This is a genomic window from Hydrogenophaga crocea, from assembly GCF_011388215.1.
In the GTDB taxonomy this organism is placed as follows: Bacteria; Pseudomonadota; Gammaproteobacteria; order Burkholderiales; family Burkholderiaceae_C; genus Hydrogenophaga; species Hydrogenophaga crocea.
In genome coordinates this window covers 1,553,654-1,579,048 of record NZ_CP049989.1, presented here as the reverse complement: position 1 = coordinate 1,579,048, position 25,395 = coordinate 1,553,654, and the positions used below count along the sequence as shown (strand labels likewise).

Sequence of the window (25,395 nt, the reverse complement as noted above, 5' to 3'; positions counted from 1 at the left end):
CCGTCGCTGCCCGGCGCATTTTCCCTGCCGACAACAAGTTCTCGATGCGCGTTTTCCGAATCCTGGTGGTCTACCCGCTGCTGCTGCTCGGCATCGCCTACATGCTGGGCCAATGGTGGGTGCTCAAGCCGCTCACGCTGCCCGCGTCGGCCAGCGCCGAGGCGCCGCTGGTCTTCGAGATCCCGCCTGGCAGTTCGGCGCGGCAGTCGGCGCAACGCATCGCGGACGCGGGGGTCGACGTGATGCCCGACCTGCTGTTCGCCTGGTTCCGGCTCTCGGGCGACTCGCGCGAGATCAAGGCCGGCGTGTACGAGATCGCGCCGGGCACCACCCCGCGGCAACTGCTGGGCAAGCTCGTGCGCGGCGAGCAGGCGCTGCGCAACGCCCAGATCATCGAAGGCCTCACGGCGCGCCAGGCGATCGACGCCCTGCGCGAATCGCCCGACCTCACGAACGACCTCAAGGACCTGAGCCTGGAGCAGGTGATGGAGCGCCTGGGCCTGCCTGGCGTGCACCCCGAGGGCCGTTTCTTTCCCGACACCTACCGGGTGGTCAAGAACGCCCCTGTCTCCAGCGTGCTGCGCCAGGCGGCGCGGGCCATGGACCAGCGCCTGGCCCAGGCCTGGGAGAAACGCGACCCCTCGTCGCCGCTGCGCTCACCCGAAGAAGCCCTGATCCTCGCGAGCATCATCGAGAAGGAGACCGGCCGCGACGCCGACCGCGCCCGCGTGGCCGGCGTGTTCAGCAACCGGCTGCGCATCGGCATGCGGCTGCAGACCGACCCCAGCGTGATCTACGGCCTGGGCGATCGCTTCGATGGCAACCTGCGCCGTGCCGACCTCGGCACCGACACGCCCTACAACACCTACACCCGCGCCGGCCTGCCGCCGACGCCGATCGCGCTGCCCGGCATGGCCTCGCTGATGGCGGCCGTTCAACCGGCCAGAACCAGTGCGCTGTATTTCGTCGCGCGCGGCGACGGCTCCAGCCAGTTCAGTGCCACGCTGCCGGAACACAACGCAGCGGTGCGCCGCTTCCAGCTGGGCCGCTGATCCGCATGACCCTCACCTCAGCCGGTCTGTTCATCACGTTCGAAGGCATCGATGGCGCGGGAAAGTCCACGCACATCGAGGCCCTTGCACGCGCCTTCGAAGCCCGGGGACGGCGCGTGGTGCTCACGCGCGAGCCCGGCGGCACGCCGCTGGCCGAGAAGCTGCGCGCCCTCGTGCTCAACGACCCCATGGACCCGCTGTGCGAAAGCCTGCTGGTGTTCGCGGCGCGGCGCGACCACCTGGTGCAGGTGATCGAGCCCGCGCTGGCCGAGGGCGCCGTGGTGCTCTGCGACCGCTTCACCGACGCCACCTTCGCCTACCAGGGCCATGGCCGCGGCTTCGACCTCGCGGTGCTCGGCCAGCTCGAACGCTGGGTGCAGCAGGGCGAGGGCGGCGGGCTTCGTCAGCCCGACCTCACGGTGTGGTTCGACCTGCCCGCGGCCGTGGCCGCCGAACGCCTGGTGGCTGCGCGCGTGCCCGACCGCTTCGAATCCCAGCCGCAGGCCTTCTTCGAACGCGTGGCGCAGGGCTATGCGGCGCGCGCGGTGCAGCACCCCGGGCGCTTCGCGCGCATCGACGCCGACCAGCCGCGCGAAGCCGTGGCCCTCGCGGTGCATCAGGCTTTCGTCCAGCGCGGCTGGCTGTCACCCCCATGAGCGCCCCGGCGGTTCTCGCCCCCTGGCTGCAGGCCCAGCTGCAGGCGGTGCTCGCCCAGCGCGGGCACGCGGTGCTGCTCGCGGGCCCTTCGGGTCTGGGCCAGTACGAGCTGGCGCTGGCGCTGGCGCGCGCCTGGCTGTGCGAGCGGCCCGGCCCGCAAGGCGCCTGCGGCGAATGCACGAGCTGCCACGCCATCGACGTGCGCACCCATGCCGACCTCTGCGTGCTGATGCCCGAAACCCTGTGCCTCACGCTGGGCTGGCCGCTCGGCGAGAGCGAACAGCGCGAGATCGACGAGAAAAAGCGCAAGCCCAGCCGCTTCATCCGCGTCGAGGCCGCACGGCAGGCCGTGGCCTTCACGCAGACCACCAGCGCGCGCGGTGGCCAGCAGGTGGTCATGGTCTACCCGGCCGACCGCCTCAACATCGAGGCCGCGAACACCTTGCTCAAGACACTCGAAGAGCCCGCGCCCGGCGTGCGCTTCGTGCTCGCCACCGAGGCCGCGCACCAGTTGCTGCCCACGATCCGCAGCCGCTGCCAGACCGTGCAACTGGGCTGGCCCGGGGCCGAAGAGGGCATGGCCTGGCTGCAGGCCCAGGGCGGCCTGAACGCCGCGGCGGCGTTTGCCTGGTGGCACGCCTCGGGCGGACGCCCCGACATGGCGCTGACGCTGTCGCGCAGCGGGCTCACGCCCGAGCAGTGGCTCAAGCTGCCGCAGTCGCTGGCGCGCGGCGACTGGAGCGCGCTGGCCGAACACCCACCCGCGGCCCAGCTCGACGTGCTGCAAAAGCTCTGCCACGACCTCATGGCGCGCGCGGCCGGCGCGCCGTCGCGCTTCTTTCCGCAGGAGCACCTGCCGCCGCCGCCGCCCTGGCGGGTGCTGGCCCTGTGGTCGCGCGAGCTGCTGCTGGCGGCGCGCAGCGTCGAACACCCCTACCAGCCCGGGCTGCTGCAAGAGGCCTGGGCCGCACGCGCCCGCGAAGCCCTGAACGCCGCCCGTCGTTGAAACGTGTCCGATCGTGACCCAGTGCCGAGACAAGGCCCGGGTCTGCGGCTTGAATCCCCGCAATGCCCCGGAGCCGAGCCTTTAAACTACCCCCATGAGTACCAATCCGAGCACCGCTGCGGCCCGTCCGAGCGTGATTCAGCTCTCGATCAAGGAGAAGGCCGCGCTCTACGCCGCCTACGTGCCCTTGTTCGCCGATGGCGGCATCTTCATCCCCTCGTCGCGCGACTACCGCCTGGGTGACGACGTGTACGTGCTGCTGAGCCTGCCCGACGACCCGCAGCGCTACCCGGTGGCCGGCAAGGTGGCCTGGGTCACGCCCGCCAAGGCACAGGGCGGCCGCACCCAGGGCGTGGGCATCCGTTTCCCGTCGGACGAAAAATCCCGCCAGCTCAAGATCAAGATCGAAGAAATCCTGGGCACCAGCCTGGCTTCCGACCGCCAGACGCAGACGCTCTGACCTCGCGCGCCTTCAGGACAACGCCTCGCCGCCCCGGGCCGCGAGGCGTTTTTCATGGATCATTCCCCGATGTTCACCGACTCGCACTGCCACCTGAGCTTTCCCGAGCTGCACAGCCAGCTCCCCCAGATCCTCGACGCCATGAGCGCCGCGCGCGTGGACCGTGCGCTGTGCATCTGCACCACGCTCGAAGAGTTCGACACCGTCCACCGGCTCGCCCTCGAACACGACCGCCTGTGGGCCACCGTGGGCGTGCACCCCGACAACGAAGACGTGCGCGAGCCCACGCTCGATGACCTGCTGGCCGGCGCGGCGCGGCCGCGCGTGGTGGGCATCGGCGAAACCGGGCTCGATTACTACCGCCTGGGCGAGCGCACCCTGGCCGACATGGAATGGCAGCGCGAGCGCTTTCGCGTGCACATCCGCGCCGCGCGCCAGACCGACCTGCCGCTGGTGATCCACACGCGCTCGGCCTCGGACGACACGCTGGCGATCCTGCGCGAGGAGGGCGGCTTCGGCGGCGCCGGCGACTTGCCCCACGCGCGCGGCGTGTTCCACTGCTTCACCGAAACCGCGGCTGTGGCCCGCGCCGCGCTCGACCTCGACTTCTGCATCTCGTTCTCGGGCATCCTGACCTTCCGCAACGCCGCCGAGCTGCGCGACACCGCGCGCCTGGTGCCGCTGGACCGGCTGCTGATCGAGACCGACAGCCCCTACCTGGCCCCGGTGCCCCACCGCGGCAAGACCAACACCCCCGCGCTGGTGCCGCACGTGGCGCAGCAGGTGGCCGAGATCCACGGCGTGAGCGTGGAACGCGTGGCCGAGGCCTCGACCGCCAATTTCCTGCGCCTTTTCAACCGCGTGCGGCCCGCCACGGGCGCCGAATAAACCTCATGTTCTGCGTGAAAAACATGAAAAAGCGCGATGTTCTGAAAGCCTTTTTGGCGCTATCCGTTGCCCCAGCGGCGTTCGCCGCCGCCTACGACGACTTCTTCACCGCGATCAAGCGCGACGACACCAGCGCCTTGCTGCTGCTGCACCTGCGCGGGTTCGACCTCAACACCCTGGATCCGAACGGCCAGCACGCGCTGTACCTGGCGCTGCGCGACGGGGCCGAGCGGGTGGCGGCCTATCTGCTGAACCAGCCCGACGTGAAGGTCGAGTACCGCAACGCCAAGGACGAGTCGCCGCTGATGATGGCCGCGCTCAAGGGCCGGCTGGCGCTTGCGAAAAAGCTCATCGAGCGCGAGGCCGAGGTCAACAAGCCGGGCTGGGCGCCGCTGCATTACGCCGCCACGAACCCGGGGGAGGGCAGCGTCGCGATGGTGGACCTGCTGCTCGAGCACCACGCCTACATCGATGCACAGTCGCCCAACGGCAGCACCCCGCTCATGATGGCCGCGCTCTACGGGCATGCGCGCGTGGTGAAGCTGCTGCTCGACTCAGGCGCCGACCCGCTGCTCAAGAACGAGCAGGGCCTGACCGCCATCGATTTCGCGCGCCGTGCGAGCCGCGATGCCGTGGCCGCGACGATTGCCGCCGCGGTGCGCGCCCAGCAACCGGCGGGCCGCTGGTAGCCGCTCCGGGCGCCTGAAAACTTCGCGCAAACTTAAGGCGCGGCGTAGGTGAATCCCACATGGCGGTGGCTTCACCGGATGACGACAATCCCAGGCTTTGCATCCCCGAGGAGACGTCGTGCAATTCAGAAGCCAGAAAGACTTCGTGTCGGGTCTGCTGTTCACCGCCGTGGGCATTGCCTTCGCGGTGGGCGCAACCAACTTCGACATCGGTGGGGCCGCCCGCATGGGCCCCGGTTACTTCCCGCTGTTGCTGGGCATCGTGCTGGCCCTGCTGGGCGTGCTGGTCACGCTGCAGTCCTTCAGGCGCAGCGCGGCCCAGGACAAGATCGACAACATCGCCTGGCGCCCCCTGGTCTTCATCCTGCTCGCCAACCTCGCGTTCGGCGTGCTGCTCGTGGGTCTGCCGTCGGTGGGCCTGCCGCACTTCGGTCTGATCGTCGCGATCTACGCGCTGGTGATCATCTCGGGCTATGCCCGGCCCAACAGCAGCCTCAAGGAATCGGTCGTGCTGGCCACCATCCTGGCCGTCGGCAGCTACGTGGCTTTCGTTTACGCCCTCAACCTTCAGTTCCCGGTGCTGCCGTGGTTCCTGGGCCAGTGATCTCGGAGACATAACAACATGGACCTGATCCAAAACCTGTCATTGGGCTTCAGCGTCGCCTTCACGGCGCAGAACCTGCTCTACGCCTTCGTGGGCTGTCTGCTGGGCACCCTGATCGGCGTGCTGCCGGGCCTGGGCCCCGTGGCCACCATCGCCATGCTGCTGCCCGTCACTTACGGCCTGGAGCCGGTGTCGGCGCTGATCATGCTGGCCGGCATCTACTACGGCGCCCAGTACGGGGGCTCCACCACGGCCATTCTGGTCAACCTGCCCGGTGAGTCTTCGTCGGTGGTGACGGTGCTCGACGGCTACCAGATGGCGCGCCGGGGCAGGGCGGGTCCTGCCCTGGCCGCTGCGGGCATCGGCTCGTTCTTTGCGGGCTGCGTGGGCACCCTGGTGCTGGCCGCCTTCGCGCCGCCGCTCACCGAGGTTGCCCTGAGCTTCGGCCCCGCCGAGTACTTCGCACTCATGATCCTGGGCCTGATCGGCGCCGTGGTGCTGGCCTCGGGCTCGCTGATCAAGGCGCTGGCCATGATCGTGCTGGGTCTGCTGCTGGGCCTGGTCGGCACCGACATCAACTCCGGCGTCGCGCGCTTCTCGTTCGACGTGCCCGAACTCACCGACGGCATCAACTTCGTCGTGGTGGCCATGGGCATCTTCGGCTACGGCGAGATCATCGCCAACCTGGCGCAGGACGAGTCCGAGCGCGAGGTGTTCACGGGCAAGGTCACCGGCATCTTCCCGACCGCCGAAGACTTCAAACGCATGTTCCCGGCCATGATCCGCGGCACGGCGCTCGGTTCGGCGCTCGGCATCCTGCCCGGCGGCGGCGCGCTGCTGTCGTCCTTCGCGGCCTACACGATCGAGAAGAAGACCAAGCTCAAGCCCGGTGAACTGCCGTTCGGCCAGGGCAACATCCGCGGTGTGGCGGCGCCCGAGTCGGCCAACAACGCCGGCTCGCAGACCTCGTTCATTCCGCTGCTGACGCTGGGCATTCCGCCCAACGCCGTGATGGCGCTGATGGTGGGTGCCATGACCATCCACAACATCCAGCCCGGCCCGCAGGTGATGACCAGCAACCCGGACCTGTTCTGGGGCCTGATCGCCTCGATGTGGATCGGCAACGCGATGCTGATCATCCTGAACCTGCCCCTGATCGGGATGTGGATCAAGCTGCTGACCGTGCCTTACAAGTGGCTGTACCCGGCCATCGTGCTGTTCTGCGCCATCGGTGTGTTCTCGACCAACAACAACAGCTTCGACATCTGGATGGTGGCGGCCTTCGGCCTCATCGGCTACGTGTTCATCAAGCTCGGTTGCGAACCTGCGCCGCTGCTGCTGGGCTTCATCCTGGGCCCGATGATGGAAGAGTACCTGCGCCGTGCGCTGCTGATTTCGCGCGGCGACTGGTCGGTGTTCGTCACGCGCCCGATCTCGGCCTCGCTGCTGGCCGCTGCCGTGCTGCTGCTCGTGATCGTGCTGCTGCCGGCCGTGAAGAAGAAGCGCGAGGAAGCCTTCGTCGAGGAATGACGGGCTGAGTCAAGCCCCGACCAGCTGGCCTGGTCGGGGCTTTTATTGGGGCTCATGACATTCCACGATGTATATTATGTAAATATAAGGAGGAACCATGGCAAATGGCCCCGACGTCCCTCAGCTCACCACCGCCAGCACCACGTCCGACGCCTTCACCAGCGCCGTGACGGCCGCGCCCGGCTTGAGGCCAAGTTCCGCCACCGCCGTCTGCGGCACCACGGCCACCACCTCGAGCGCCCCGTCCACGCCAGCCGCATCCGGCGTGCGCACGATGACCTCGGCGTTCACCGCGCCCGGCGTCACCCGCACCACCGTGCCGGCCAGGCGGTTGCCGGCCGACACCCGCGCGGTTTCCAGGTCAACCGCCAGCAACACGGCCGACGACTTCACGAGCGCGATCACCGGCAGCTGCGGCTTCAGGCCCAGCGCCCCGGTGCTGTCGCGCGTGACCATGGCCGACAGGCGCTGGCCACCCGGCAGGCGCAGTTCCACCTCGTCGTTGACCGCACCGCTGTGCACGGCCGTGACCTCGCCCAGCCACTGGTTGCGCGCACTGGTTTTCATGTTCAACACCTTCAACATCGAGAACGGCTGCTCCAGGTCCATCGCGTCCTGTTCGAGCAGCTGCAGGAATCGCTGGTGCACCGCTTGCACCTGGGCGTAGCGCTCCACCAGACGCTGGCCATAGGCCGTGAGCAGCGTGGAGCCGCCGCCGCGCCCGCCCGTCACGCGCTCGACCACGGGTGTGCGCGAGCGCTGGTTCATGGTGTCGATGGCGTCCCAGGCGGCCTTGTAGCTCATGCCGAAGGCTTTGGCGGCCTGCGTGATGGAGCCGTGCTTGGCCACCGCGCGCAGCAGCGCGATGCGGCCCTGCCCCGCCACGTTCGCCCCGTCCATGGACAGCCACAACGCGCCGTGCACCTGCAGCCGCTGCTTGCCCCGGTTTTTTTTCGTCGCCATCGCCGCCCCTGCGCTGATTGGAATCCGAGCGTATCAGCGCGCCGGTGCCGCCACGCGGCCCGCGTCGAGGCACACCACGTCTTCGGCCAGCGCGCGCACGTCATCGTCGTCGTGCGTGATCACGAGCATGGGCAGTTGCAGCGTCGTCTGCAGCGCCTTGAGCTCGTCGCGCAGGCGCTCGCGCAGACCTTTGTCGAGCGCGGCGAAGGGCTCGTCGAGCAGCAGCGCGGCGGGCTGCGACACCAGCGCGCGCGCCAGCGCCGTGCGCTGGCGCTGGCCGCCCGAGATCTGGTGCGGGTAATGGCCGGCCACGCCGCCCAGGTCGAAGCGGTCGATCCAGTGGTCCACCGCATCGCTGCGCACGCCACGCGGCGGGTTGCGCAGGCCGCGGCTCAGCGCGAAGGCCAGGTTCTGGCGCACCGTGAGGTGCGGGAACAGCGCGTAGTCCTGGAACATGTAGGCCAGCCGGCGCTGCTGCGGGCTCAGGTTCAGGCCCTGCGCGCTGTCGAACAGCGTGCGCCCGGCCACCGCCACGCGGCCCGCGTCGGGCGCCGCGATGCCCGCGACCAGACGCAGCGTCTGCGTCTTGCCCGCACCCGACGGGCCGAACAGCACCACACGCCGGGCGTGCGAGAGAAACGCGAGGTCGATCTGGAACACCGAATCGCCCTGCCGCAAACGCTTGCGCAGTGCGATGTCCCAGACCGGTTGAGGCGCGGCGTTGACGGGTGCCATGGCTCAGCCCCGGCTCGCCACACGGCCCGGCGCGAGCCGCCCCGCCGCGAGCAGCACCGCCATGCAGGTGAGGGACGTGACGGCCACGAGGAAGTTGGCGGTGTGGTCCTGGCCGGCCTGCACCGCCTCGTAGACCGCGATCGACAGCGTCTGCGTCTTGCCCACGATGCTGCCCGCCACCATGAGCGTGGCGCCGAACTCGCCGAGCGCGCGCGCGAACGCCAGCAGCAGGCCCGCCAGAATGCCGCGCCACGCCAGGGGCAGCGTGACCCGGAAGAACAACGCCCCCTCGCCCACCCCGAGCGTGCGCGCGGCGTCCTCGAGTTGCGGGTCCACGGTTTCAAAGGCCGCGCGCGCGGCCTTGAACACCAGCGGAAACGACACGATGGTGGCCGCGATGATGGCCGCCTCTGCGGTGAAGATGAGGCGGATGCCGAAGTGCTGCAGCAGCCACGCGCCCAGCACGCCTTGCGTGCCGATGACCACCAGCAGGTAATAACCCAGCACCGTGGGCGGCATCACCATGGGCAGGGTGAGCGCGGCGTCGAGCACGTCGCGCCCCGGGAAGCGGCCGCGCGCGAGCGCGAAGCCCACGGCTGTGCCCAGCACCAGGTTGATGGCCGTGGCCCAGCCCGCCACCTGCAGGGTGAGGGCGAGCGGCGTCCAGGCCTCGGTCACGGTCGCGCGGCCTCAGGGCTTGCCGAAGCCGTGGCGCGCCAGCACGGCCTGCGCCGCGGGCGTGAGCAGGAACGCCACGAAGCGCTCGCCCATGGCCGCGTTCGGGCCGGCCGTGAGCGGCGCCACCGGGTACAGGATGGGCTTGGCCGTGGGCACCGTGAAGGCCACGCGCACCTTGTCGGGCATCAGCGCCGCGTCGGTGGCGTAGACAAAGCCCGCGTCGACCTCGGCGCGTTGAACGTAATCGAGCGCCTGGCGCACGTTGGTGGCGCCCACCATGCGGGCTTCGATCGCCCTCCACTGCCCTGCCGCTTCGAGCACGCCCTTGGTGTAGCGGCCCACGGGCACGCTGGCCGGCAGGCCGATGGCGATGCGCGCGTAGCCGGGCTGGGCCAGATCGGCCAGCGACGCCGGCGTGCGCGGGCTGTTGGCGGGCACGATCACCACGAGGCGGTTGGACACGAAGTCGCGCCGCTGCGAGGCCCGCACGAGCCCCCGCGCCTGGGCCTGGTCCATGGTGTCCTGGTCGGCGCTTGCGAACACGTCGACCGGCGCGCCCTTGGCCATCTGCTGCAGCAGCACGCCCGAAGCCGCGAAGTTGTATTGCACCCGGGTGCCGGGGTTCGCGGCCTCGAACAGCGGCGCGATGTCGCGCAAGGCGTTGCTGAGGCTGGCGGCGGCCGACACCGTGAGGTCGGCGGCCTGCACCCCCAGGGCCAGGCCGGCGCCGAACACGAGAGAAAGGCCGCGGATCAGGGGCACGCGCATGGGACGGTGGAATGGCAGACGGTGAAGGGGGAAAAGCGTTGTATCCAAGTATATATAACGCTTGATGGCATTTTTCTTGCGAAGTCCCTCGGTGCTGGTGCCACTTCGGCCCGCGCGCGGTCGGTAGAAACACCAGCCAGCGGCCCCGGCCCCCCCGTTTTCACAGACCTACAATCGCCCCACTTTCCATCACCGGGGCCCAAGGCCTCATCACCGGAACCTCGTCATGAAACAGCTCCTGATCACCACCACCCTGATCGCCGCCGCCGCCCTGGTGGCCTGCGGCAAGAAGGAAGAAGCCGCTCCGGCGCCTGCGCCCGCCCCGGCCGCCGCCGCCCCTGCCCCGGCCGCCGAACTGCCCGAGCTCAAGGTCGCGATCGACCCCACCTACGAGCCCTTCACCTTCAAGACCCCCGACGGCAAGCCCACCGGCTTCGACGTGGACATCGCCGAAGCCATCTGCAACGAGATCAAGCGCAAGTGCACCTACGTCGAACAGGTGTGGGACAGCATGATCCCCGGCCTGCAAGCCAAGAAGTACGACGTGATCGTCAGCTCCATGACCATCACCGACGAGCGCCTGCAGGTGGTCGACTTCAGCGACAAGTACTACTTCACGCCCAGCCGCATCGTCGTGAAGAAGGAAACCCCCTACACCGACAACGCCTCCCTCAAGGGCAAGAAGATCGGCGTGCTCAAGGGCAGCACGCAAGAGAAGTACGCGCTGGGTGAGCTCAAGACCGTGGGCGCGAACATCGTGCCCTACGAGGCCCAGGACCAGGTCTACCTCGACATCAAGTCGGGCCGCCTCGACGGCACCGTGGCCGACCAGGTCGAGGTCAACGGCGGCTTCCTGAGCAAGCCCGAAGGCGCCGGCTACGGCTTCGTGGGCCCGGTGCTCGACGATCCCAAGTACTTCGGCACCGGCGTGGGCGTGGCCATGCGCAAGGGCGAAACCGAGCTCAAGACCGCGGTCAACAACGCCATCAAGACCATCCGCTCCAACGGCGTCTACGACACCGTCGCCAAGAAGTACTTCGACTTCGACGTGTACGGCAAGTAAGCCGAGCGGATCTTGTCCGGCTACTACCTGCTGATCCTGCAGGGCGCCCTCCTCACGGTGGGCGTCTCGCTGGCCTCCCTCGCGGTGGCCATCGTGCTGGGCCTGGCGGGCGCGGCAGCCAAGCTCTCGGGCCGCCCGCCCTTCGTGGTGCTGGCCACGGTCTACACCACCGTGGTGCGCGGCGTACCCGAACTGGTGCTCATGCTGCTGATCTTCTACGGCGGCACCATCGGCCTGAACCACCTGCTCGCGGCCTTCGGCAGCCAGCGCTCGGTCGACATCAATCCCTTTCTCGCCGGGGTGCTCACCATCGGCTTCATCTACGGCGCCTACATGACGGAGACCTTCCGCGGCGCCATCCTCGCCATTCCGCGCGGGCAGATGGAAGCCGCCTGGGCCTTCGGCATGGGGCCGCTGCGCACCTTCCTGCGCATCACGCTGCCGCAGATGGTGCGCTACGCCATTCCCGGCTTCACCAACAACTGGCTGGTGCTGATCAAGACCACGGCGCTCGTGAGCCTGATCGGCCTGCACGAAATGACCTACCTGGCCAAGCAGGCCAGCTCGGCCACGCGCGAACCGTTCACCTTCTTCCTGTTCGCCGCCGCGCTGTTCCTGGTCTACACCTCGGTGTCGCTGTGGGCACTGCGCTGGGTCGACCGCCGCTTCAGCCTCGGCGTCAAGCGCGGCACCGTCTGAGGCCCCACACGCATGCGCTGGGACGTCATCTTCCAGGCCAAGCACCTCGCGCTGTACGCGCAGGGCGCGGCCACCACGCTGAGCCTGCTGCTGGCCTCGCTGCTCATCGGCGCGGTGCTGGCGCTGGTGTTCGCGATCGCGCTCACGCAGGGGCCGCGGCCGCTGCGCTGGCTGGTCGGGGCCTACACCTACGTGATCCGCGGCACGCCGTTGCTGATCCAGGTCTACCTCATCTACTACGGGCTCGCGCAGCTCGAATGGATCCAGGCGCGCTGGGACGCGGTCTGGCCCTGGATCTACTTCAAGGACGCGTTCTTCTGCATCCTGCTTGCGTTCAGCCTGAACACGGCGGGCTACACCGCCGAAATGCTCGCGGGCTCGATCCGCGAAACCGCGGCCGGCGAGATCGAGGCCGCGCAGGCCATGGGCATGGGCCGATGGCTCGCGCTGCGCCGCATCGTGCTGCCCAGCGCCATCCGCCGCACCCTGCCCGCCTACAGCAACGAGGTGGTCATGATGCTGCACAGCACCAGCCTCGCGAGCGCGGTGCCCGCCATGCTCGACATCACCGCCGCCGCGAGCCGCATCTACTCCGACTTCTACCTGCCCTTCGAGGCCTACCTGTTCGCGGCCGGCATCTACCTCACCATCACTTTCAGCCTGGTGGGGCTGTTCAAGCTGGGCGAACGCCGCCTGCTCGCGCACCTGGCGCCGCGCACGCACTGACGCCGGCCGGCACCGAGGACACCGCCCCATGCGCCGCACCGAACACCCCTTGCTGAGCCCGAGCCTGGGCGTGCAGAAGACCCTGGTGTCGTTCCACGCCGGCGACCCCGCAGCGCGGCCCAAGGTCTACCTGCAGGCCAGCCTGCACGCCGAAGAACTGCCCGGCATGCTGGTGGCCCACCACCTGCGCACCGCACTCGAGCAGGCCGAGCGCGAGGGACGCATGCGCGGCCAGTTGGTGCTGGTGCCCGCGGCCAACCCCATCGGCCTGGCGCAGCGGCTCGACCACAAGGCCATGGGCCGTTTCGAGTTCGACACCGCGCAGAACTTCAACCGCCACTACCCCGACCTCGCGGCCGCGGTGTTCGACACCGTGCGCGAGCGCCTCGGCCCCGACGGCGCGGCCAACGTGGCCCTGGTGCGCCAGGCCGTGACCGACTGGCTCGCCGCCTGGTCGCCCAAGACCGAACTCGAGAGCCTGCGCCGCCAGCTGCTGCAGCTCGCGCACGACGCCGACGTGGTGCTCGACATGCACTGCGACTGGGAAGCCGTGATGCACCTGTACGCCGAAGGTGCGTGCTGGCCGCCGCTGGAGCCGCTGGCCTGGCTGCTGGGCTGCCGGGCCGTGCTGATCGCGCGCGACTCGGGCGGCGGGCCGTTCGACGAATGCCTGTCGGGCCTGTGGTGGCAGCTCGCCGAGCGGCTGCAGGCCGCGGGCATCCAGCACCCCCTGCCCCAGGGCTGCGCGAGCACCACGCTCGAATTCCGCGGCGAGGCCGACGTGGCGCACGAGCACGCCGAGCGCGACGCGGCCGCGCTCATGGCCTACCTCGTGCACCTGGGCGTGATCGCGGGCGAAGCGCCCGCCATCCCGGCGCCGAGCTGCCAGCCCACCCCGCTCGCGGGCTCCGAGACCCTCACCAGCCCCGTGCCCGGCGTGGTGGTGTACCGCGCGCGCCCCGGCGACGTGCTCGCCGCGGGCGATCTCGTGGCCGAGGTGATCGACCCGACCGCGCCCGGCGCCTCGCGCGTGCACCGCGTCACCGCGGGCGTGGCCGGTGTGCTCTACGCCACCGTGGCCGAACGCTACTGCGTGGCCGGGGGCGAGCTGGGCAAGATCGCCGGCGCCAAACCCTTTCGCACCGGCGCCCTGCTCGGCGCCTGACACCGCCTTATTCCCTGAGTCCATGACCGCTGCCCCCACCCCGTCTTCCAGCGCGCCGCTGCTTTCGGTGCACGACATCCACAAGCGCTTCGGCCAGAACGAGGTGCTCAAGGGCGTGTCGCTCGAAGCGCGCGCGGGCGACGTCATCAGCCTGATCGGCAGCTCGGGCTCGGGCAAGAGCACGCTGCTGCGTTGCATCAACCTGCTCGAAAAGCCCAACGCGGGCCGCATCGTGCTTGGCGGCGAAGAGCTGCGGCTCAAGGCCGACAAGCACGGCGAGCTGCAGGCGGTCGACGCCGCCCAGCTGCAGCGGCTGCGCACGCGCCTGGCCATGGTGTTCCAGCACTTCAACCTCTGGGCCCACATGACGGTGCTGCAGAACATCATCGAAGCGCCGGTACACGTGCTGGGTGTGCCGCGCGAGCAGGCGGTGGAGACGGCGCGCAAGTACCTCGAACGCGTGGGCCTGCGTGGCGTCGAAGACCGCTACCCCGCGCACATGAGCGGCGGCCAGCAGCAGCGCGTGGCGATCGCCCGCGCGCTCGCGGTGGAGCCGGCCGTGATGCTGTTCGACGAGCCCACCTCGGCGCTCGACCCCGAGCTCGTGGGCGAGGTGCTGCGCGTGATGAAGCTGCTCGCCGAGGAAGGCCGCACCATGGTGGTGGTCACGCACGAGATGGGCTTTGCGCGCGAGGTGTCCTCGCACCTGATCTTCCTGCACAAGGGCTGCATCGAGGAACAGGGCGTGCCCACCGAGGTGCTCGCGCGCCCGAAGAGCGAGCGTCTCTCGCAATTCCTCAAGGGCAACCTGAAGTAGGCCCCCGGCCCGCTCAGGGCCGCAGTTCGAGCGTGTGCTTCCAGGCCGAGGGGTTCAGGCTCAGCGGCCGGTGTTCGTTGGCGGCCCAGGTGGCGCTCATGTCGCGGTAGCGGCTGGAGAACAGGTTGCCGCTCTGCCCGGTCTGGTAGATGAACACCGAGCGGTCCAGGTCCTCGAGGTCGTAGAGCGCGCGCAGGCTCGCGGCGTGGCGGTTCGCGTAGGGCGCGTCGGCCTTGTCCAGGTGGTACTGGCCCACGTTCACGGTGAACGGGTCGCCGCCCGTGGGCACGCGCACCTCGAACAGCCTGGCCAGCGGCTTCACCTCCGACATCGGCCGGTGCACCGAGATCGCGGGGTGGGCGTCGCCCCAGCGCCAGCGGGCCACGTCGGCGCTGTGCACGGTCTGCAGGCGGTCGAGCGCGCGCGTGAGCGCGGCGCCGCTGGCCTGGGCACAGCCCGCCGGGCCGCACCAGGCCTTGTTGTCCGATTCCAGGATGCCTTCGACCGCGTTGCGGAACAGGCGCTTGCCGTACAGGGTCTTGAAGCGCTGCTCGCCCAGGCGGCCGCCCACCACGCCGCGCGTGAACTCGTCGACCCAGGCGCTGTAGATCAGCGGGGCCGCGGCGTCCGCGCGCATCACGCCATCGAAGCCCTGCAGCGCCTGCTGCGCGGCCGCGGCCAGCGGGTGGGCGCTTTGCGCCTTCTGCAGGAAGGGCAACAGGCGCAGCGTGGACGCGGCGTACAGATCGCCCTGGATGCGCTGCAGGCTCGCGAGGTCGTGCTGCGGCGTCTGTTCGAGCAACTGCGCGATGCGCTCCATGCGGTACGGCGCGGCCCAGTCCTGCGTGAGGAAGTGCGGGTAGTCGGGCCCGTGCACGCGCTGGTTGGCGGTGGCGACCCACCCACGCGCGCCGCCGTCGTCCTGCGGCGTGTCGGCATAGGGCAGCCAGCCGGTCCAGTCGTAGCGCGCCTCCCAGCCCGGCGACGGCGCCACGCCACGGATGCCGTTGTCGTGCGCTCGCACCGGCACACGGCCTGCGGCCTTGTAGGCGATGCGGCCCGCGCGGTCGGCCATCACCACGCTCTGCATGGGCGCCTGGAAGTCGGCGAAGGCCTTCAGCAGTTCGTCCACCGACTGCGCCCGGTTGGCTTCGAGCGTGGCCAGCACGTTGCCGTCGTCGGCCTCGAGCGCGGTCCAGCGCAGCGACAGCACGAAGCGGCTGGTGTCGATCACCTCGCGGTGCAGCGCCTGCGCGTCACTGAGCACCGGGCCATGGCGCGTGTGGCGCACCAGGTGCGTCACGTCGGGCTGGCCCTTGACCTGGATCACCTCGGGCCGCACCGTGAACGGCGCCCACGCGGGCTGGCCGTCGGCCGAGGGCACGCGGTACTGGCCCGGGTTGTCGGGGTTGATCTGCTCGAGGTAGAGGTCCTGCACGTCGGGGCCGGTGTTGGTGAAGCCCCAGGCCGCGTTGGCCGTGCGCCCCAGCACCACGAAGGGCGTGCCGGGCAGCGTGGCGCCGATCACGTCCAGGCCCTTCTGATCGGGCGTATCGGGCGCCTGCAGCCGCGCGAAGTACCAGATGGCGGGTGCGCTCAGGCCCAGGTGCGGGTCGTTGGCGAGCAGCGGCTTGCCGCTGCGCGTGCGCGAGCCGGCCAGCACCCAGTTGTTCGAGCCCTTGCCCTCCGAATGGCCGAAGGTGTCGGTCCAGGCGCGCAGGTCCTGGGCGATGCGGCTGCGCAGGTCGTGCGCGGGCGGCTCGGGCGCGGCCGACAGCTTCTGCCCCGCGCCATTGCGGTACACGCCGAGTTCGCGGTAGAGCTTGCCCAGGTCGGCCGACGCGGCGCGCGGCTCGCCCGGGTACGGCGGGAACAGCTCCCACAGCGCATCGGTGTCGAGCACCTGCAGCGCGGACAGGCGCGCGAACTCGTTGCCCCAGTTGCCGCCCAGATCGAGCGCCAGCATGATCGACCAGCCCACGCTGTCGGCTGCGTCCCACCAGCCGCCGGCCGCGGCCGCCTCGCGCGGGTTCACCCCCAGCAGCAGGAACTCGGGCGTGCGCGCTTCGTCGGTGTGGGCGAAATAGGCGTTGATGCCCGCGCTGTAGGCCTCCACCGCGGCCTTGGCCTCGGGCGGCAGCAGACCGAGCTGGCGCACCGCGGCCTGGCGGATGCCCAGGGTGCGCATGAGCTTGTCGGTCTCCAGCGTGGCCGGGCCCAGGAACGACGACAGCGTGCCGCGCATGACCGCGCGGTTGAACGCCAGCTGCCAGCCACGCTCCTGCGCGTGCACATAGCCCAGCGCCATCCAGGCATCGGTGCTGCGGCTGGCCAGCACATGGGTCACATCGCTCGCGTCGCGGCGCACCTGCACGGGCGCGCTGAGGCCGCTCAGTTGCAGCTGGCCGTCCAGCACCGGCAGGGTCTGGCGCGCGTACCACAGGCCAGAGGCGGCGGCCACCACCAGCAACAGGCCCAGGGCGGCAAATACTCGGCGGATCCAGCGCATCACGGTGTTCTCACGGGCTCGGAAGGAGCCGGCGAGCATATCGCCAGATACCCCCATGGGGTACCGACCGCTGTCGCGTCCGATCAGGCCGTGGCGGGGTTGCGGCCGAGCACCATGCGCCCGTTGACGAGCTTGAAGCTCACGGTGGGCGCGCTGAAGTCCGAGAACGGCGCACCGAGCGCGATCTCGCCGTCGCCGGTGAGCAGCACCTCCTGGCGGCGCAGGGCCACGAGCGTGTCGCTGCCGGTGAAGCGCACCCAGGTGCCGTAGCTGCTCAGGTCTTCGAGCACGTAGTTGCCCGCGCGCAGTTCGATCTGCGCGTGCATGCGCGACACGCGCGGGTCGTTCACCACGAAGCCCGCCTCGGGCACGCGGCCGATGCGCACCGGCAGGTCGTCGGCGCCGAACGTGCGGGTGGCGTCGAGCCAGGCGAGTTCGATGCCGACGAAATCGGAGTCTTCGCGCGGCGAGACCGCGTGCAGCGCGGCCGGCATGGTCAGGAACTCCGACTGCATGTCGAGCTGCCATTCGATGCGGAAGACCTCGCAGGGGTCGACCTTGCCCTTGATGCGGATCGGCCCCAGGCTGCGACTGCGCACGCCCGAGCGCGCTTCGAGCTGCTGCACCACCGTGTCGGTGGCGAAAATCTGTTCGGGCCCGGCCAGGTCGCTCAGGCGCGAGGCCAGGTTCACCGCGTCACCGAAGCAGTCGCCGTCGACCCACACCACCGGACCGCGCGCCAGGCCCACCTGCATCAGCAGCTTGAGGTGCGGCGGCCACTGCTGCACGCGCTTGGCGTGCTCCTGCTGGATCTGGGTCATGGCCTCGACGCACGCGCGGTTGTCGGCAAAGGCCATGAGCACACCGTCGCCCAGCATCTTGACCACCGTGCCGCCGTGCGCCTGGCCACGCGAGCCGATCCACTGGGTGAGCTTGGTCACGGCCTTGGTGGCGCGGTCGTTCCCCAGCGTTTCGAAAACCGAAGTGCTGCCGGTGAGGTCGACGAAGGCAATCGTGAGATCTGACATGGGACAGGCGGGGTCGCGGCGATTAAAGCATGCACATGTTCACGCCTTGGTTCATCGGCCGCCGAGACGGTTTTCTTCAACGACACACGGATCAAAGTGCAACTTGAACGGATCGCCGGTGCTGCGCCCGGGGTATGCAAAGGTATTAATAAGCTGAGGCATCACCTCAAACCCTTGCAACAAGTGTCTGATTTTGCTGTTGTTTTTTTGTGCTACAGATCTTGTGTCATTGCGCCGATATACATCAAACCGTATCCTGCGTTTCCCTTTGCATACCCCTTTTGTCCACGAGCAAGCCCATGCGCTGGTTCAAACCCAGTCTTCGCAACAGCATCTCGGCCCTCATCGGGCCGCAGCCGCATGCGGACGAAGAAGACGCCCTCGAGCCGGTGCGCCGCGCCATGCTCGACGTGCTGGGTGAGGAAGGGGCGCGCATGAACCCGGCGCTCAAGCGCCGCCTGAAGTTCATGCACGACGCGCACAGCCTCTGGTACGCGCGCGGCGAACTGGTGGCCGTGCTCAGCCAGATCCATGGCGAAGCGCTCGCGGTGCACCGCGTGCAGGGCCTGTCGCCGCACTTCCAGGGCCTGATCCCCAAGGCCCTGATCGACGCCTCCGCGCGCGGCCGCCGGCACTGAAGCCGCGGCACCGCACGGCCTCAGTGGCCGTGATCGTGCGCGTCGTGCCCGTGCCCCAGGTGGCCCCAGTAGATCAGCGCATTGCGCCCTTCCACCGCGAAATCCACCGTGCGGCCCACGGGCAGCAGCACCTTGGTCGGCACATGGCCGAACGGCAGGCCGGTGTAGACCGGGGTCTTGGTCTGTGAGCGGAACCAGTCGACCACGGTCTTGAGCGAATAGCCGCGGTCGTGGCCCGGCACCAGCTTGAAGCGGTTGAAGCCGCCCAGCAGCACGGCCTTCTGGGCATCGACGATGCCGCTGCGCAGCAACTGCGTGAGCTGGCGCTCGATGCGGTACGGGTGCTCGTTCACGTCTTCGAGGAACAGCACACCGCCCTTCACCGCAGGCAGGTAGGGCGTGCCCACGAGCGCGCACAACACGTTGAGGTTGCCGCCCCAGAGCGTGGCCTGGCGCACGTGGCGCTCGGGTTTGGCGGCATGGGCCTTGGCGTCGGCCGCGGGCAGGGTCCAGCCCGAGCCCTCGCCCGCGCCGGCCAGCAGGTCGTCGAAGCAGGCCTGCATGATCTCGTCGGGCTCGCCCTCGGGGCCGAAGTCTTCACCCAGGGCCGGGCCGGCCCAAGTGGTGGCGCCGGTTTTGGCGAGCACCGCGAGCTGCAGCGCGGTGAAGTCGCTCAGGCCCACGAACCGCGTGCCCTTCTCGATCGCCCGGGCGATCGCCTTGTAGGGCAGCGCGGGCAGGATGCGCGTGAGCCCGTAGCCGCCGCGCGCGATCAACGCCACGTCGGCGCCGCTGGCCGCGGCGCGGCCGATCGCGGCCACGCGGGTGGCGTCGTCGCCGGCGAAGCGGGTGTGGCTCGCGAGCGCGGCCTCGTCGATCTCGACCTCGTGGCCCAGGGCCTGGAGCCGCTTCACGCCGCGGCGGAACGCGGCCTTGTCGCGCACCGCGCTGGAAGGGGAATAGATGTAGATGTGGCTCATGGTCAGCGGGAAAAATGCGTCACCGCGGCGCGTGCGATGGCCTCGCCGTGCTCCTGCACGAAGTGGCCGGCCTGCGGCAGCAACAGGGGTTCGGGGCAGCCGCGGATGTCGGCGCGCAGGGCCTGCATCACGGGTTCGCCGAGCACCGGGTCCTGCAGGCCGATCGCCATCAGGCTCTCGCCCTGCCAGCGCTCGCGCCAGAAGTCGCGGGCCTCGCGCGACACCGCCGCGCCCTCGCTGTCCGGGTGCTCGGGCACCAGCGGCGGAAACGCGCGCAGCGCCGCGCGGTGGCCGCGGTCGGGAAACGGCGCGTCGTAGGCCCGGCACTCGGCCTCGCTCATGTGCGGGTTGCCGCGCGCGAACAGGCGGCCGACGGCGAAATCGGGCTTCTTCGCGCACATCTCGCGCCAGGCCAGGAAGCCGGGCGACAGCGGCGTCTCGCCGGTGGCCAGCGTGGTGTTCATCACCAGCAGGCCGCGGTAGCGCTCGGGCGCGGCCATGGGCAGCGTGAGACCCAGGATGCCGCCCCAGTCCTGCACCACCAGCACCACGCGGCGCAGATCGAGCCGCTCCACGAATTCCAGCAGCACCTGCCGGTGCCAGCCGAAGCGGTGCGCGCCTTCGCGCTTGGGCTTGTCGCTCTTGCCGAAGCCGATCAGGTCGGGCGCCACCACGCGGTCGCCCGCGGCCAGAAACACCGGGATCATGTGGCGGTACAGGTAGCTCCACGCAGGGTTGCCGTGCACGCACAGCCAGGTGCGCGGCGCATCGCGCGGGCCTTCGTCGAGGTGGTGCAGGCGCAGGCCCGCGAGCGCGGGCAGCTCGCTCAGGTAGTGCGGCGCCCAGGGGTAGCCGGGCAGGTCTTCGAAGGCGCGCTCGGGCGTGCGCAGCGCGTCTTCGCGCAGCGGGTGCGTTGGGGTCTGCATGCGTCGCTCCTGGAAAAAGTCGCGCAGCAGCGCGCCGCAGTCCGCGGCCAGCACGCCGCCTTCGATGCGGGTCTGGTGGTTCAGCCGCGGCTCGCCGAACAGGTCGAGCACCGAACCGGCCACGCCGGTCTTGGGGTCGGCCGCGCCGTACACCACGCGCGCCAGCCGCGCGTGCAGCATCGCGCCGCTGCACATGGCGCAGGGTTCGAGCGTGACGTAGAGCGTGCAGCCTTCGAGCCGGTAATTGCCCAGGCGCTCGGCGGCGGCGCGCAGCGCCTGCACCTCCGCGTGGGCCGTGGGGTCGTGGCGCGCGATCGGGGCGTTGCGGCCGCTGGCGATGACCACGCCGTCCTTGACCACCACCGCGCCCACCGGCACCTCGCCCGCCGCGGCGGCGGCGCGCGCTTCGGCAAGCGCGAGCTGCATGAACGCGGAATCGTCGGGCAAGGGCATGCGGCGAGTGTAGGGGAGCCCCGCGCAGCGCCCGCGCCGCCGCCGGTGCTCTGGCATGATCGCGGGTTGCCCGGGTAAACCCGGACGTTTCTTCCTTCCCCATGCAGCCCACCCCGAGCAGCGGCCGGCAATGGGAGCTCGACGCCTTGCGCGGGCTCATGCTGGTGCTGATGACGCTCACCCACATGCCCACCGGCTTCTCGCCGGTGCTCAGCCAGCCCTTCGGCTTCGTGTCCGCGGCCGAAGGCTTTGTGCTGATCTCGGCCATCCTGGCCGGGCGGGTGTATGCGGCGCGCGGCGAGCGCCACGGCTTCGCCGCGCTGCGCCGCGGCCTGTGGCAGCGCGCGGGCAAGCTCTACCTGTGCCACGCGGGCCTGCTGCTGCTGGCCTTCACGCTGATCGCCTGGCTGGGCGTGGTGCGGCACCAGGGCGGTGTCACGGGCCTGCTCGAGTACTTCTTCATCGCACCCGCCACCGCGGTGCCCGCGGCCTTCGCCCTGGCCTACAACCCGCCGCTGCTCGACGTGCTGCCGCTCTACATCGTGCTCATGCTGGTGTCGCCCTGGCTGATCGCGCACGGCCAGCGCCACGGCTGGCGCGGTCTGCTGTGCCTGAGCGTGCTCGTGTGGCTGGCCGAGCAGTGGGGCCTGAGCGCGGGCCTGCACGCGCTGGCCCGGGACCTGGGCTGGCCCGTGCCCTACCGCGACATGGGCGCCTTCCACACCTTCGGCTGGCAGCTGCTGTGGGTGGTGGGCCTGTGGCTGGGCGCGCGCCGCGCGCCCTGGCCCGTGCTGCGCTGGTGGGTCTGGCTGCCCGCGCTGGTGTTCGTGTCGACCACGCTGGTGTGGCGCCACACCGTGGGCCAGGACCCCATGCCCGGCGTGCCCGCGGTGGCCGCGCTGTTCGACAAATGGTCGCTCGGCCCGCTGCGCCTGCTCAACCTCGCGGCCATGGTGGCGCTGCTGCTGGCCAGCGCGCCGCTGTGGCGCGCCCTGCCCCGCCCGCGGCCGCTGGAGCTGCTGGGCCGGCAATCGCTGCCGGTGTTCTGCGCCCACATCGTGATCGCGCTGTTCACGCTCGCCTTCTTCGGCTCGGTCGAGGTGCTGCGCCCGCGCAGCACCGACCTGCTGCTGCTGGCCGCGGCCTTCGCGGGCCTGTTCGCGGTGGCGCTCGTGGCGCAGCGGCGCGACCAGGGCGGCGGCCTGCGCCTGGCCGACGCGCTGCGCTGAGTCAGCGCGGGCTCAGGGCTGCCTCAGGCGCGGCGCGATCAGCTCGCGCCACAGCGCATAGCCCGCGGCGTTCAGGTGCAGTCGGTCGGGGGCGTACAGCTCGGGCCGGGGCCGGCCCTGATCGTCGAGCATGGGGCCGTGCACGTCGATGTAATCGAGCAGCGGCTGGCCCTCGGTGTAGGCGCGGATCAGGCGGTTGGCGCTCTGGATCGCGGGCAGCAGCGCCTGGCGCGCGGGGCTGGGCTTGATGGACACGAACGCGATGCGCGTGCCCGGCGCGATCTTGTGCACGTACTGCACGAAGCGCTCGTAGCGCAGCAGCACGTCCACCGGCGAAGCGCCCTCGTCGATGTCGTTTTCCCCCGCGTACAGCACCACCTGCCGCGGCTGGTAGGGCGTGACCAGCCGGTCGGCGAACAACACGCAGTCGGCCAGCCGCGAACCGCCGAAGCCGCGCTTGAGCACCCCCGGGTGCGGCGCGAACGCGGTCTCCAGGCCGTCCCACAGCCGGATCGAGGAACTGCCCACGAACAGCACACCGCCCGCGGGCGGCCGCGCGCGGCGGTCCTGTTCGGCGAAGGCGTCCAGGCTGCTGCGCCAGCGCAGTTCGGCGCTCGCCAGATCGATGGCGCTCACCGCGAGCGACGGCGGCTGGGGCGGTCCCTGCAGGGGCGGCGGCGGCAGCGCGTCGGCGGCGAGGACCCCGCCGGCGCACAAGGCCAGCACCAGCGGCACGAGGCGGGTGTGCATGGCCGCCCTCACACGAGACCGAGGCGGCGCATCCAGCCCGCCAGTGCCTGCTCCTGCGCGCCGCCCTGTTCGTACAGGCGCAGCATCTCGGCGTGCGACTCGCGCCGGTGCTGGTTGAGCTTGACCTTGCAGCGCAGTTCGAGCACGCGGAACTCGAGCGCGTGGATGCCTTTCATGAGCCCGGTCTGGAAATCCTCGGGCAGGCCGCGCCACTGCGCCGCATAGGCCGGGTCGTGGTCGTGGATCAGGTGCTTGAGCAAGCGGTCCTTGTCGTCGAAGGCCTCGACGAAGCGGGCCTCGACGCGCGCCTGCACCATCAGGTAGTTCCAGGTCGGCACGCGCGCCAGGTCGGGGTAGACGCGCGGCGTCATGTAGGCCTGCGGCCCCTGGAACACCAGCAGCGCCTGCGGCCGCGCGCGCAGGTGCGCGGCGTGCGGGTTGGGCCGGGCCACGTGGCCCAGCAGCACCATGCCCTCGCCCACCGGGCCGTCCGCGGGGACGTGGATGGGCAGTGGCGTCACGAAGGGAAAGCCCTCGTCGTCGGTGGAGACGAGCTGCGCGAACGGGTGCTGGCGCATCAGGTCGCGCGCCACCGCGGGATCGGGGTGGGCGAACTGGGGAGGCAGGTACACGAAAGACTCGGCGGGTACGGGTAGGGGGTAGTCGCAAGCGTAATGCATGCGCCGCGGTTCCCCCGGACCGGCCCCGGTGCGATGATGGCCGCCGGTCACTGCCACGGGGGCCGCCCATGCCTGTCCCGATCACCGACTGGTCCTTCGTCCACCACCCGCTGTTCCAGAGCCTGGTGCTGCCCGCGCTGGCCTGTGCCTTGGCCCTGCTGGCCCTGCGTGCGCTGCGGCCGGCGTGGGCACCCTGGGGCGCGGCACTCGGGCTCGCCGCGGCGTTCCTGGTGTGGCCCGGGCCGGTGTGGCCGCCCACGGCGCACGCGCAGTGGCTGCCCTGGGTCGGGCTGCTGGCGCTGGGCGCCGGGCTGGCCCTGGCGCGCTGGCCCCGCGCCGCGGCGCCGCTGTCGCGCGGCCGCGCCACCGCTGTGCTGGTGACCACGGGCCTGCTCGCGCTGGCCCTGGCGGCGCTCGCGGGGCTGGGCGGATCGCTGCTGCTCGCGCAACTCGCGCTCATGCCCGCCGCGGCGCTCGCGGTGCTGCTCGCCGCCGTGTGGCTGCCGCCGAAGGCGGGCACGCGCCCCGGCCTGGCCGCGCTGCTGCCGCTCGCGGCCGTGCTGCTGGCCCTCGCGCTGCTGGTGGCCGGGCAGTGGCGCGTGGCTGAGGCGGCCCGCGGCGCACCCAAGACGGACGACCCTTATTACACGCCCGGCTGGCGCTGAACACGGGTAGGTGAGCGGGCCACAGGGTGTAACACGCGCCGCTGGCCGGCCGCGGGGGGGCGGTGCCATGATGCCCGCATGCTGCTGTCCCCCGAGTCCGCGCGCCGCCTGCCCGACCCGACCGAGCCTGGACCGGGCGGGCTTGCCGACGTGCCACCCGACTGGCCCGCCGTGTGGGAGGCCCTGCTCGCGGTGCGCCACGGCCGGCCCACCACCGCCCTCGCCTTCCAGCCCGACACGGGCTGGCGCCTGGCGCAGCCGGTGGACGCGCGCTGCCAGGCGCTGTTCGACCTCTACCGCCCGCTGCTCGACGCGCGCAGCCGGGCGCACGAGACGCCCTGGGTGGTGGCCCAGATGGGCCAGAGCCTGGACGGCTTCGTGGCCACCGCCACGGGCGATTCCTACTACGTGAACGGCGCCCACAGCCTGGTGCACCTGCATCGCCTGCGCGCGCTGTGCGACGCGGTGCTGGTGGGCGCGGGCACGGTGGCGATCGACAACCCGCAGCTCACCACCCGCCGGGTGAGCGGGCCGCACCCGGTGCGCGTGCTGCTCGACCCCGAGGCACGGCTCGATGGCCAGGCGCGCGCCCTGCACGACGGCCAGGCGCCCACGCTGTGGGTCTGCGACGCGCGCCACGCCGAGTCCGCCCGCGCGCGCTGGCGCAGCGCCGCGGCGCCGGGCGCGGCCGCGACGGCCGAGGTGGTGCCCGTGCCCGGCCTGCTCGGCGACGGCGGCGCGTGCGAGCTGCCGCGCGCGCTGCAGGCCCTGGCCGCGCGCGGCCTGCGTGTGCTGTTCGTCGAAGGCGGCGGTGTCACGGTGTCGCGCTTTTTCGCGGCCGGGCTGCTGCAGCGGCTGCACCTGTCGGTGGCGCCGGTGCTGGTGGGCGAAGGCCGGCGCGGCCTGCGCGTGCCGCCGCACGCGGTGATGGCCGACTGCCCCCGCCCGCCCGCGCGCATGGTGGTGCTGGGCGACGACGTGCTTTGGGACCTCGACCTCGCAGCCGGCGCCGCGGGCGGCTGAGTCCATCGCGCCGC

The 25,395-nt window shown here is 70.7% G+C and carries 27 protein-coding genes; 17 read left to right on the top strand and 10 right to left on the bottom strand.

Translation table 11 applies throughout. From position 1 onward, the window contains the following. Positions 1–44 precede the first annotated feature (44 nt). From mltG to G9Q37_RS07515, 8 genes are all read left to right on the top strand, one after another. Complete coding sequence (mltG, locus tag G9Q37_RS07550) at positions 45–1,052, top strand: endolytic transglycosylase MltG (RefSeq protein ID WP_166226605.1); 1,008 nt, start codon at positions 45–47, stop codon at positions 1,050–1,052. Positions 1,053–1,057: 5 nt separating this feature from the next. Beyond that, positions 1,058–1,708, top strand: coding sequence for a dTMP kinase (gene tmk / locus G9Q37_RS07545; protein WP_166226604.1), 651 nt, complete (start codon positions 1,058–1,060; stop codon positions 1,706–1,708). After that, positions 1,705–2,715, top strand: a complete 1,011-nt coding sequence (locus G9Q37_RS07540) for a DNA polymerase III subunit delta' (protein ID WP_166226603.1) — start codon at positions 1,705–1,707, stop codon at positions 2,713–2,715. Before tmk ends, G9Q37_RS07540 begins: the two co-directional genes overlap by 4 nt. Before the next feature lie 94 nt (positions 2,716–2,809). After that, the gene (locus G9Q37_RS07535; RefSeq protein ID WP_166226602.1) at positions 2,810–3,175 is read left to right on the top strand and encodes a PilZ domain-containing protein; all 366 of its coding nucleotides are present in this window, start codon (positions 2,810–2,812) and stop codon (positions 3,173–3,175) included. A gap of 69 nt (positions 3,176–3,244) precedes the next feature. Then, complete coding sequence (locus G9Q37_RS07530) at positions 3,245–4,063, top strand: TatD family hydrolase (protein WP_166231072.1); 819 nt, start codon at positions 3,245–3,247, stop codon at positions 4,061–4,063. A gap of 23 nt (positions 4,064–4,086) precedes the next feature. Next, positions 4,087–4,752, top strand: a complete 666-nt coding sequence (locus tag G9Q37_RS07525; protein ID WP_166226601.1) for an ankyrin repeat domain-containing protein — start codon at positions 4,087–4,089, stop codon at positions 4,750–4,752. A gap of 118 nt (positions 4,753–4,870) precedes the next feature. Further along, positions 4,871–5,356: a tripartite tricarboxylate transporter TctB family protein gene (locus G9Q37_RS07520; RefSeq protein WP_166226600.1), complete on the top strand. Its 486-nt coding sequence runs from the start codon at positions 4,871–4,873 to the stop codon at positions 5,354–5,356. Positions 5,357–5,374: 18 nt separating this feature from the next. Continuing rightward, positions 5,375–6,886, top strand: coding sequence for a tripartite tricarboxylate transporter permease (locus tag G9Q37_RS07515; protein ID WP_166226599.1), 1,512 nt, complete (start codon positions 5,375–5,377; stop codon positions 6,884–6,886). A 120-nt stretch (positions 6,887–7,006) separates the two neighbouring features. Here the strand turns inward: G9Q37_RS07515 and G9Q37_RS07510 are convergent, their stop codons facing one another. The 4 genes from G9Q37_RS07510 to modA are packed head-to-tail and all read right to left on the bottom strand — an operon-like array spanning position 7,007 to position 10,030. Further along, positions 7,007–7,849 (bottom strand): TOBE domain-containing protein, encoded by an 843-nt coding sequence (locus tag G9Q37_RS07510; protein WP_166226598.1) that lies wholly within the window; start codon positions 7,847–7,849, stop codon positions 7,007–7,009. Between the two features lie 33 nt (positions 7,850–7,882). Then, positions 7,883–8,584: an ATP-binding cassette domain-containing protein gene (locus G9Q37_RS07505; RefSeq protein ID WP_166226597.1), complete on the bottom strand. Its 702-nt coding sequence runs from the start codon at positions 8,582–8,584 to the stop codon at positions 7,883–7,885. A gap of 3 nt (positions 8,585–8,587) precedes the next feature. Then, positions 8,588–9,262, bottom strand: coding sequence for a molybdate ABC transporter permease subunit (gene modB / locus G9Q37_RS07500; protein ID WP_166226596.1), 675 nt, complete (start codon positions 9,260–9,262; stop codon positions 8,588–8,590). Positions 9,263–9,274: 12 nt separating this feature from the next. Then, positions 9,275–10,030 (bottom strand): molybdate ABC transporter substrate-binding protein, encoded by a 756-nt coding sequence (gene modA, locus G9Q37_RS07495; protein ID WP_166226595.1) that lies wholly within the window; start codon positions 10,028–10,030, stop codon positions 9,275–9,277. Between the two features lie 226 nt (positions 10,031–10,256). Here modA and G9Q37_RS07490 point away from each other — a divergent pair, with 226 nt between their 5' ends. The 5 genes from G9Q37_RS07490 to G9Q37_RS07470 are packed head-to-tail and all read left to right on the top strand — an operon-like array spanning position 10,257 to position 14,500. Next, on the top strand, positions 10,257–11,093 hold the full coding sequence (locus G9Q37_RS07490; protein WP_166226593.1) for an ABC transporter substrate-binding protein: 837 nt from the start codon (positions 10,257–10,259) through the stop codon (positions 11,091–11,093). A gap of 12 nt (positions 11,094–11,105) precedes the next feature. Next, positions 11,106–11,792, top strand: coding sequence for an ABC transporter permease (locus tag G9Q37_RS07485; protein WP_205710734.1), 687 nt, complete (start codon positions 11,106–11,108; stop codon positions 11,790–11,792). Between the two features lie 12 nt (positions 11,793–11,804). Next, positions 11,805–12,518 carry an ABC transporter permease gene (locus tag G9Q37_RS07480; RefSeq protein WP_166226591.1) on the top strand — a complete coding sequence of 238 codons (714 nt, stop codon included), beginning with the start codon at positions 11,805–11,807 and terminating at the stop codon, positions 12,516–12,518. A gap of 28 nt (positions 12,519–12,546) precedes the next feature. Beyond that, positions 12,547–13,683 (top strand): M14 family metallopeptidase, encoded by a 1,137-nt coding sequence (locus G9Q37_RS07475; RefSeq protein ID WP_166226589.1) that lies wholly within the window; start codon positions 12,547–12,549, stop codon positions 13,681–13,683. Between the two features lie 22 nt (positions 13,684–13,705). Continuing rightward, complete coding sequence (locus tag G9Q37_RS07470) at positions 13,706–14,500, top strand: ABC transporter ATP-binding protein (protein ID WP_166226587.1); 795 nt, start codon at positions 13,706–13,708, stop codon at positions 14,498–14,500. A 13-nt stretch (positions 14,501–14,513) separates the two neighbouring features. On the opposite strand, the gene G9Q37_RS07465 is transcribed toward G9Q37_RS07470, so the two are convergent. Together G9Q37_RS07465 and G9Q37_RS07460 are read right to left on the bottom strand one after the other, a co-directional pair. After that, the gene (locus tag G9Q37_RS07465) at positions 14,514–17,009 is read right to left on the bottom strand and encodes a penicillin acylase family protein (protein ID WP_166231066.1); all 2,496 of its coding nucleotides are present in this window, start codon (positions 17,007–17,009) and stop codon (positions 14,514–14,516) included. A gap of 83 nt (positions 17,010–17,092) precedes the next feature. Next, positions 17,093–18,037, bottom strand: a complete 945-nt coding sequence (locus G9Q37_RS07460) for an adenylate/guanylate cyclase domain-containing protein (protein ID WP_166226585.1) — start codon at positions 18,035–18,037, stop codon at positions 17,093–17,095. Between the two features lie 299 nt (positions 18,038–18,336). Between G9Q37_RS07460 and G9Q37_RS07455 the strand changes: the two genes are divergently transcribed. Continuing rightward, a complete protein-coding gene (locus G9Q37_RS07455) occupies positions 18,337–18,675 on the top strand; it encodes a hypothetical protein (RefSeq protein ID WP_166226583.1) in 339 nt (112 codons plus the stop codon). Positions 18,676–18,695: 20 nt separating this feature from the next. Here G9Q37_RS07455 and G9Q37_RS07450 read toward each other — a convergent pair whose 3' ends face one another. After that, positions 18,696–19,655, bottom strand: a complete 960-nt coding sequence (locus G9Q37_RS07450) for an LD-carboxypeptidase (RefSeq protein ID WP_166226582.1) — start codon at positions 19,653–19,655, stop codon at positions 18,696–18,698. 2 nt (positions 19,656–19,657) lie between these two features. Next, complete coding sequence (tadA, locus tag G9Q37_RS07445; protein WP_166226580.1) at positions 19,658–21,034, bottom strand: tRNA adenosine(34) deaminase TadA; 1,377 nt, start codon at positions 21,032–21,034, stop codon at positions 19,658–19,660. A gap of 101 nt (positions 21,035–21,135) precedes the next feature. On the opposite strand from tadA, the gene opgC reads away from it, so the two are divergent. Next, a complete protein-coding gene (gene opgC, locus G9Q37_RS07440) occupies positions 21,136–22,263 on the top strand; it encodes an OpgC domain-containing protein (RefSeq protein WP_166226578.1) in 1,128 nt (375 codons plus the stop codon). Positions 22,264–22,275: 12 nt separating this feature from the next. Here opgC and G9Q37_RS07435 read toward each other — a convergent pair whose 3' ends face one another. Continuing rightward, the gene (locus G9Q37_RS07435; protein ID WP_166226576.1) at positions 22,276–23,013 is read right to left on the bottom strand and encodes an SGNH/GDSL hydrolase family protein; all 738 of its coding nucleotides are present in this window, start codon (positions 23,011–23,013) and stop codon (positions 22,276–22,278) included. An 8-nt stretch (positions 23,014–23,021) separates the two neighbouring features. Further along, positions 23,022–23,645: an FMN-binding negative transcriptional regulator gene (locus G9Q37_RS07430; protein WP_166226574.1), complete on the bottom strand. Its 624-nt coding sequence runs from the start codon at positions 23,643–23,645 to the stop codon at positions 23,022–23,024. A gap of 116 nt (positions 23,646–23,761) precedes the next feature. Between G9Q37_RS07430 and G9Q37_RS07425 the strand changes: the two genes are divergently transcribed. Together G9Q37_RS07425 and G9Q37_RS07420 are read left to right on the top strand one after the other, a co-directional pair. Beyond that, positions 23,762–24,358, top strand: coding sequence for a hypothetical protein (locus tag G9Q37_RS07425; RefSeq protein WP_166226572.1), 597 nt, complete (start codon positions 23,762–23,764; stop codon positions 24,356–24,358). A gap of 78 nt (positions 24,359–24,436) precedes the next feature. Continuing rightward, complete coding sequence (locus tag G9Q37_RS07420; RefSeq protein ID WP_166226570.1) at positions 24,437–25,381, top strand: RibD family protein; 945 nt, start codon at positions 24,437–24,439, stop codon at positions 25,379–25,381. Positions 25,382–25,395 lie beyond the last annotated feature (14 nt).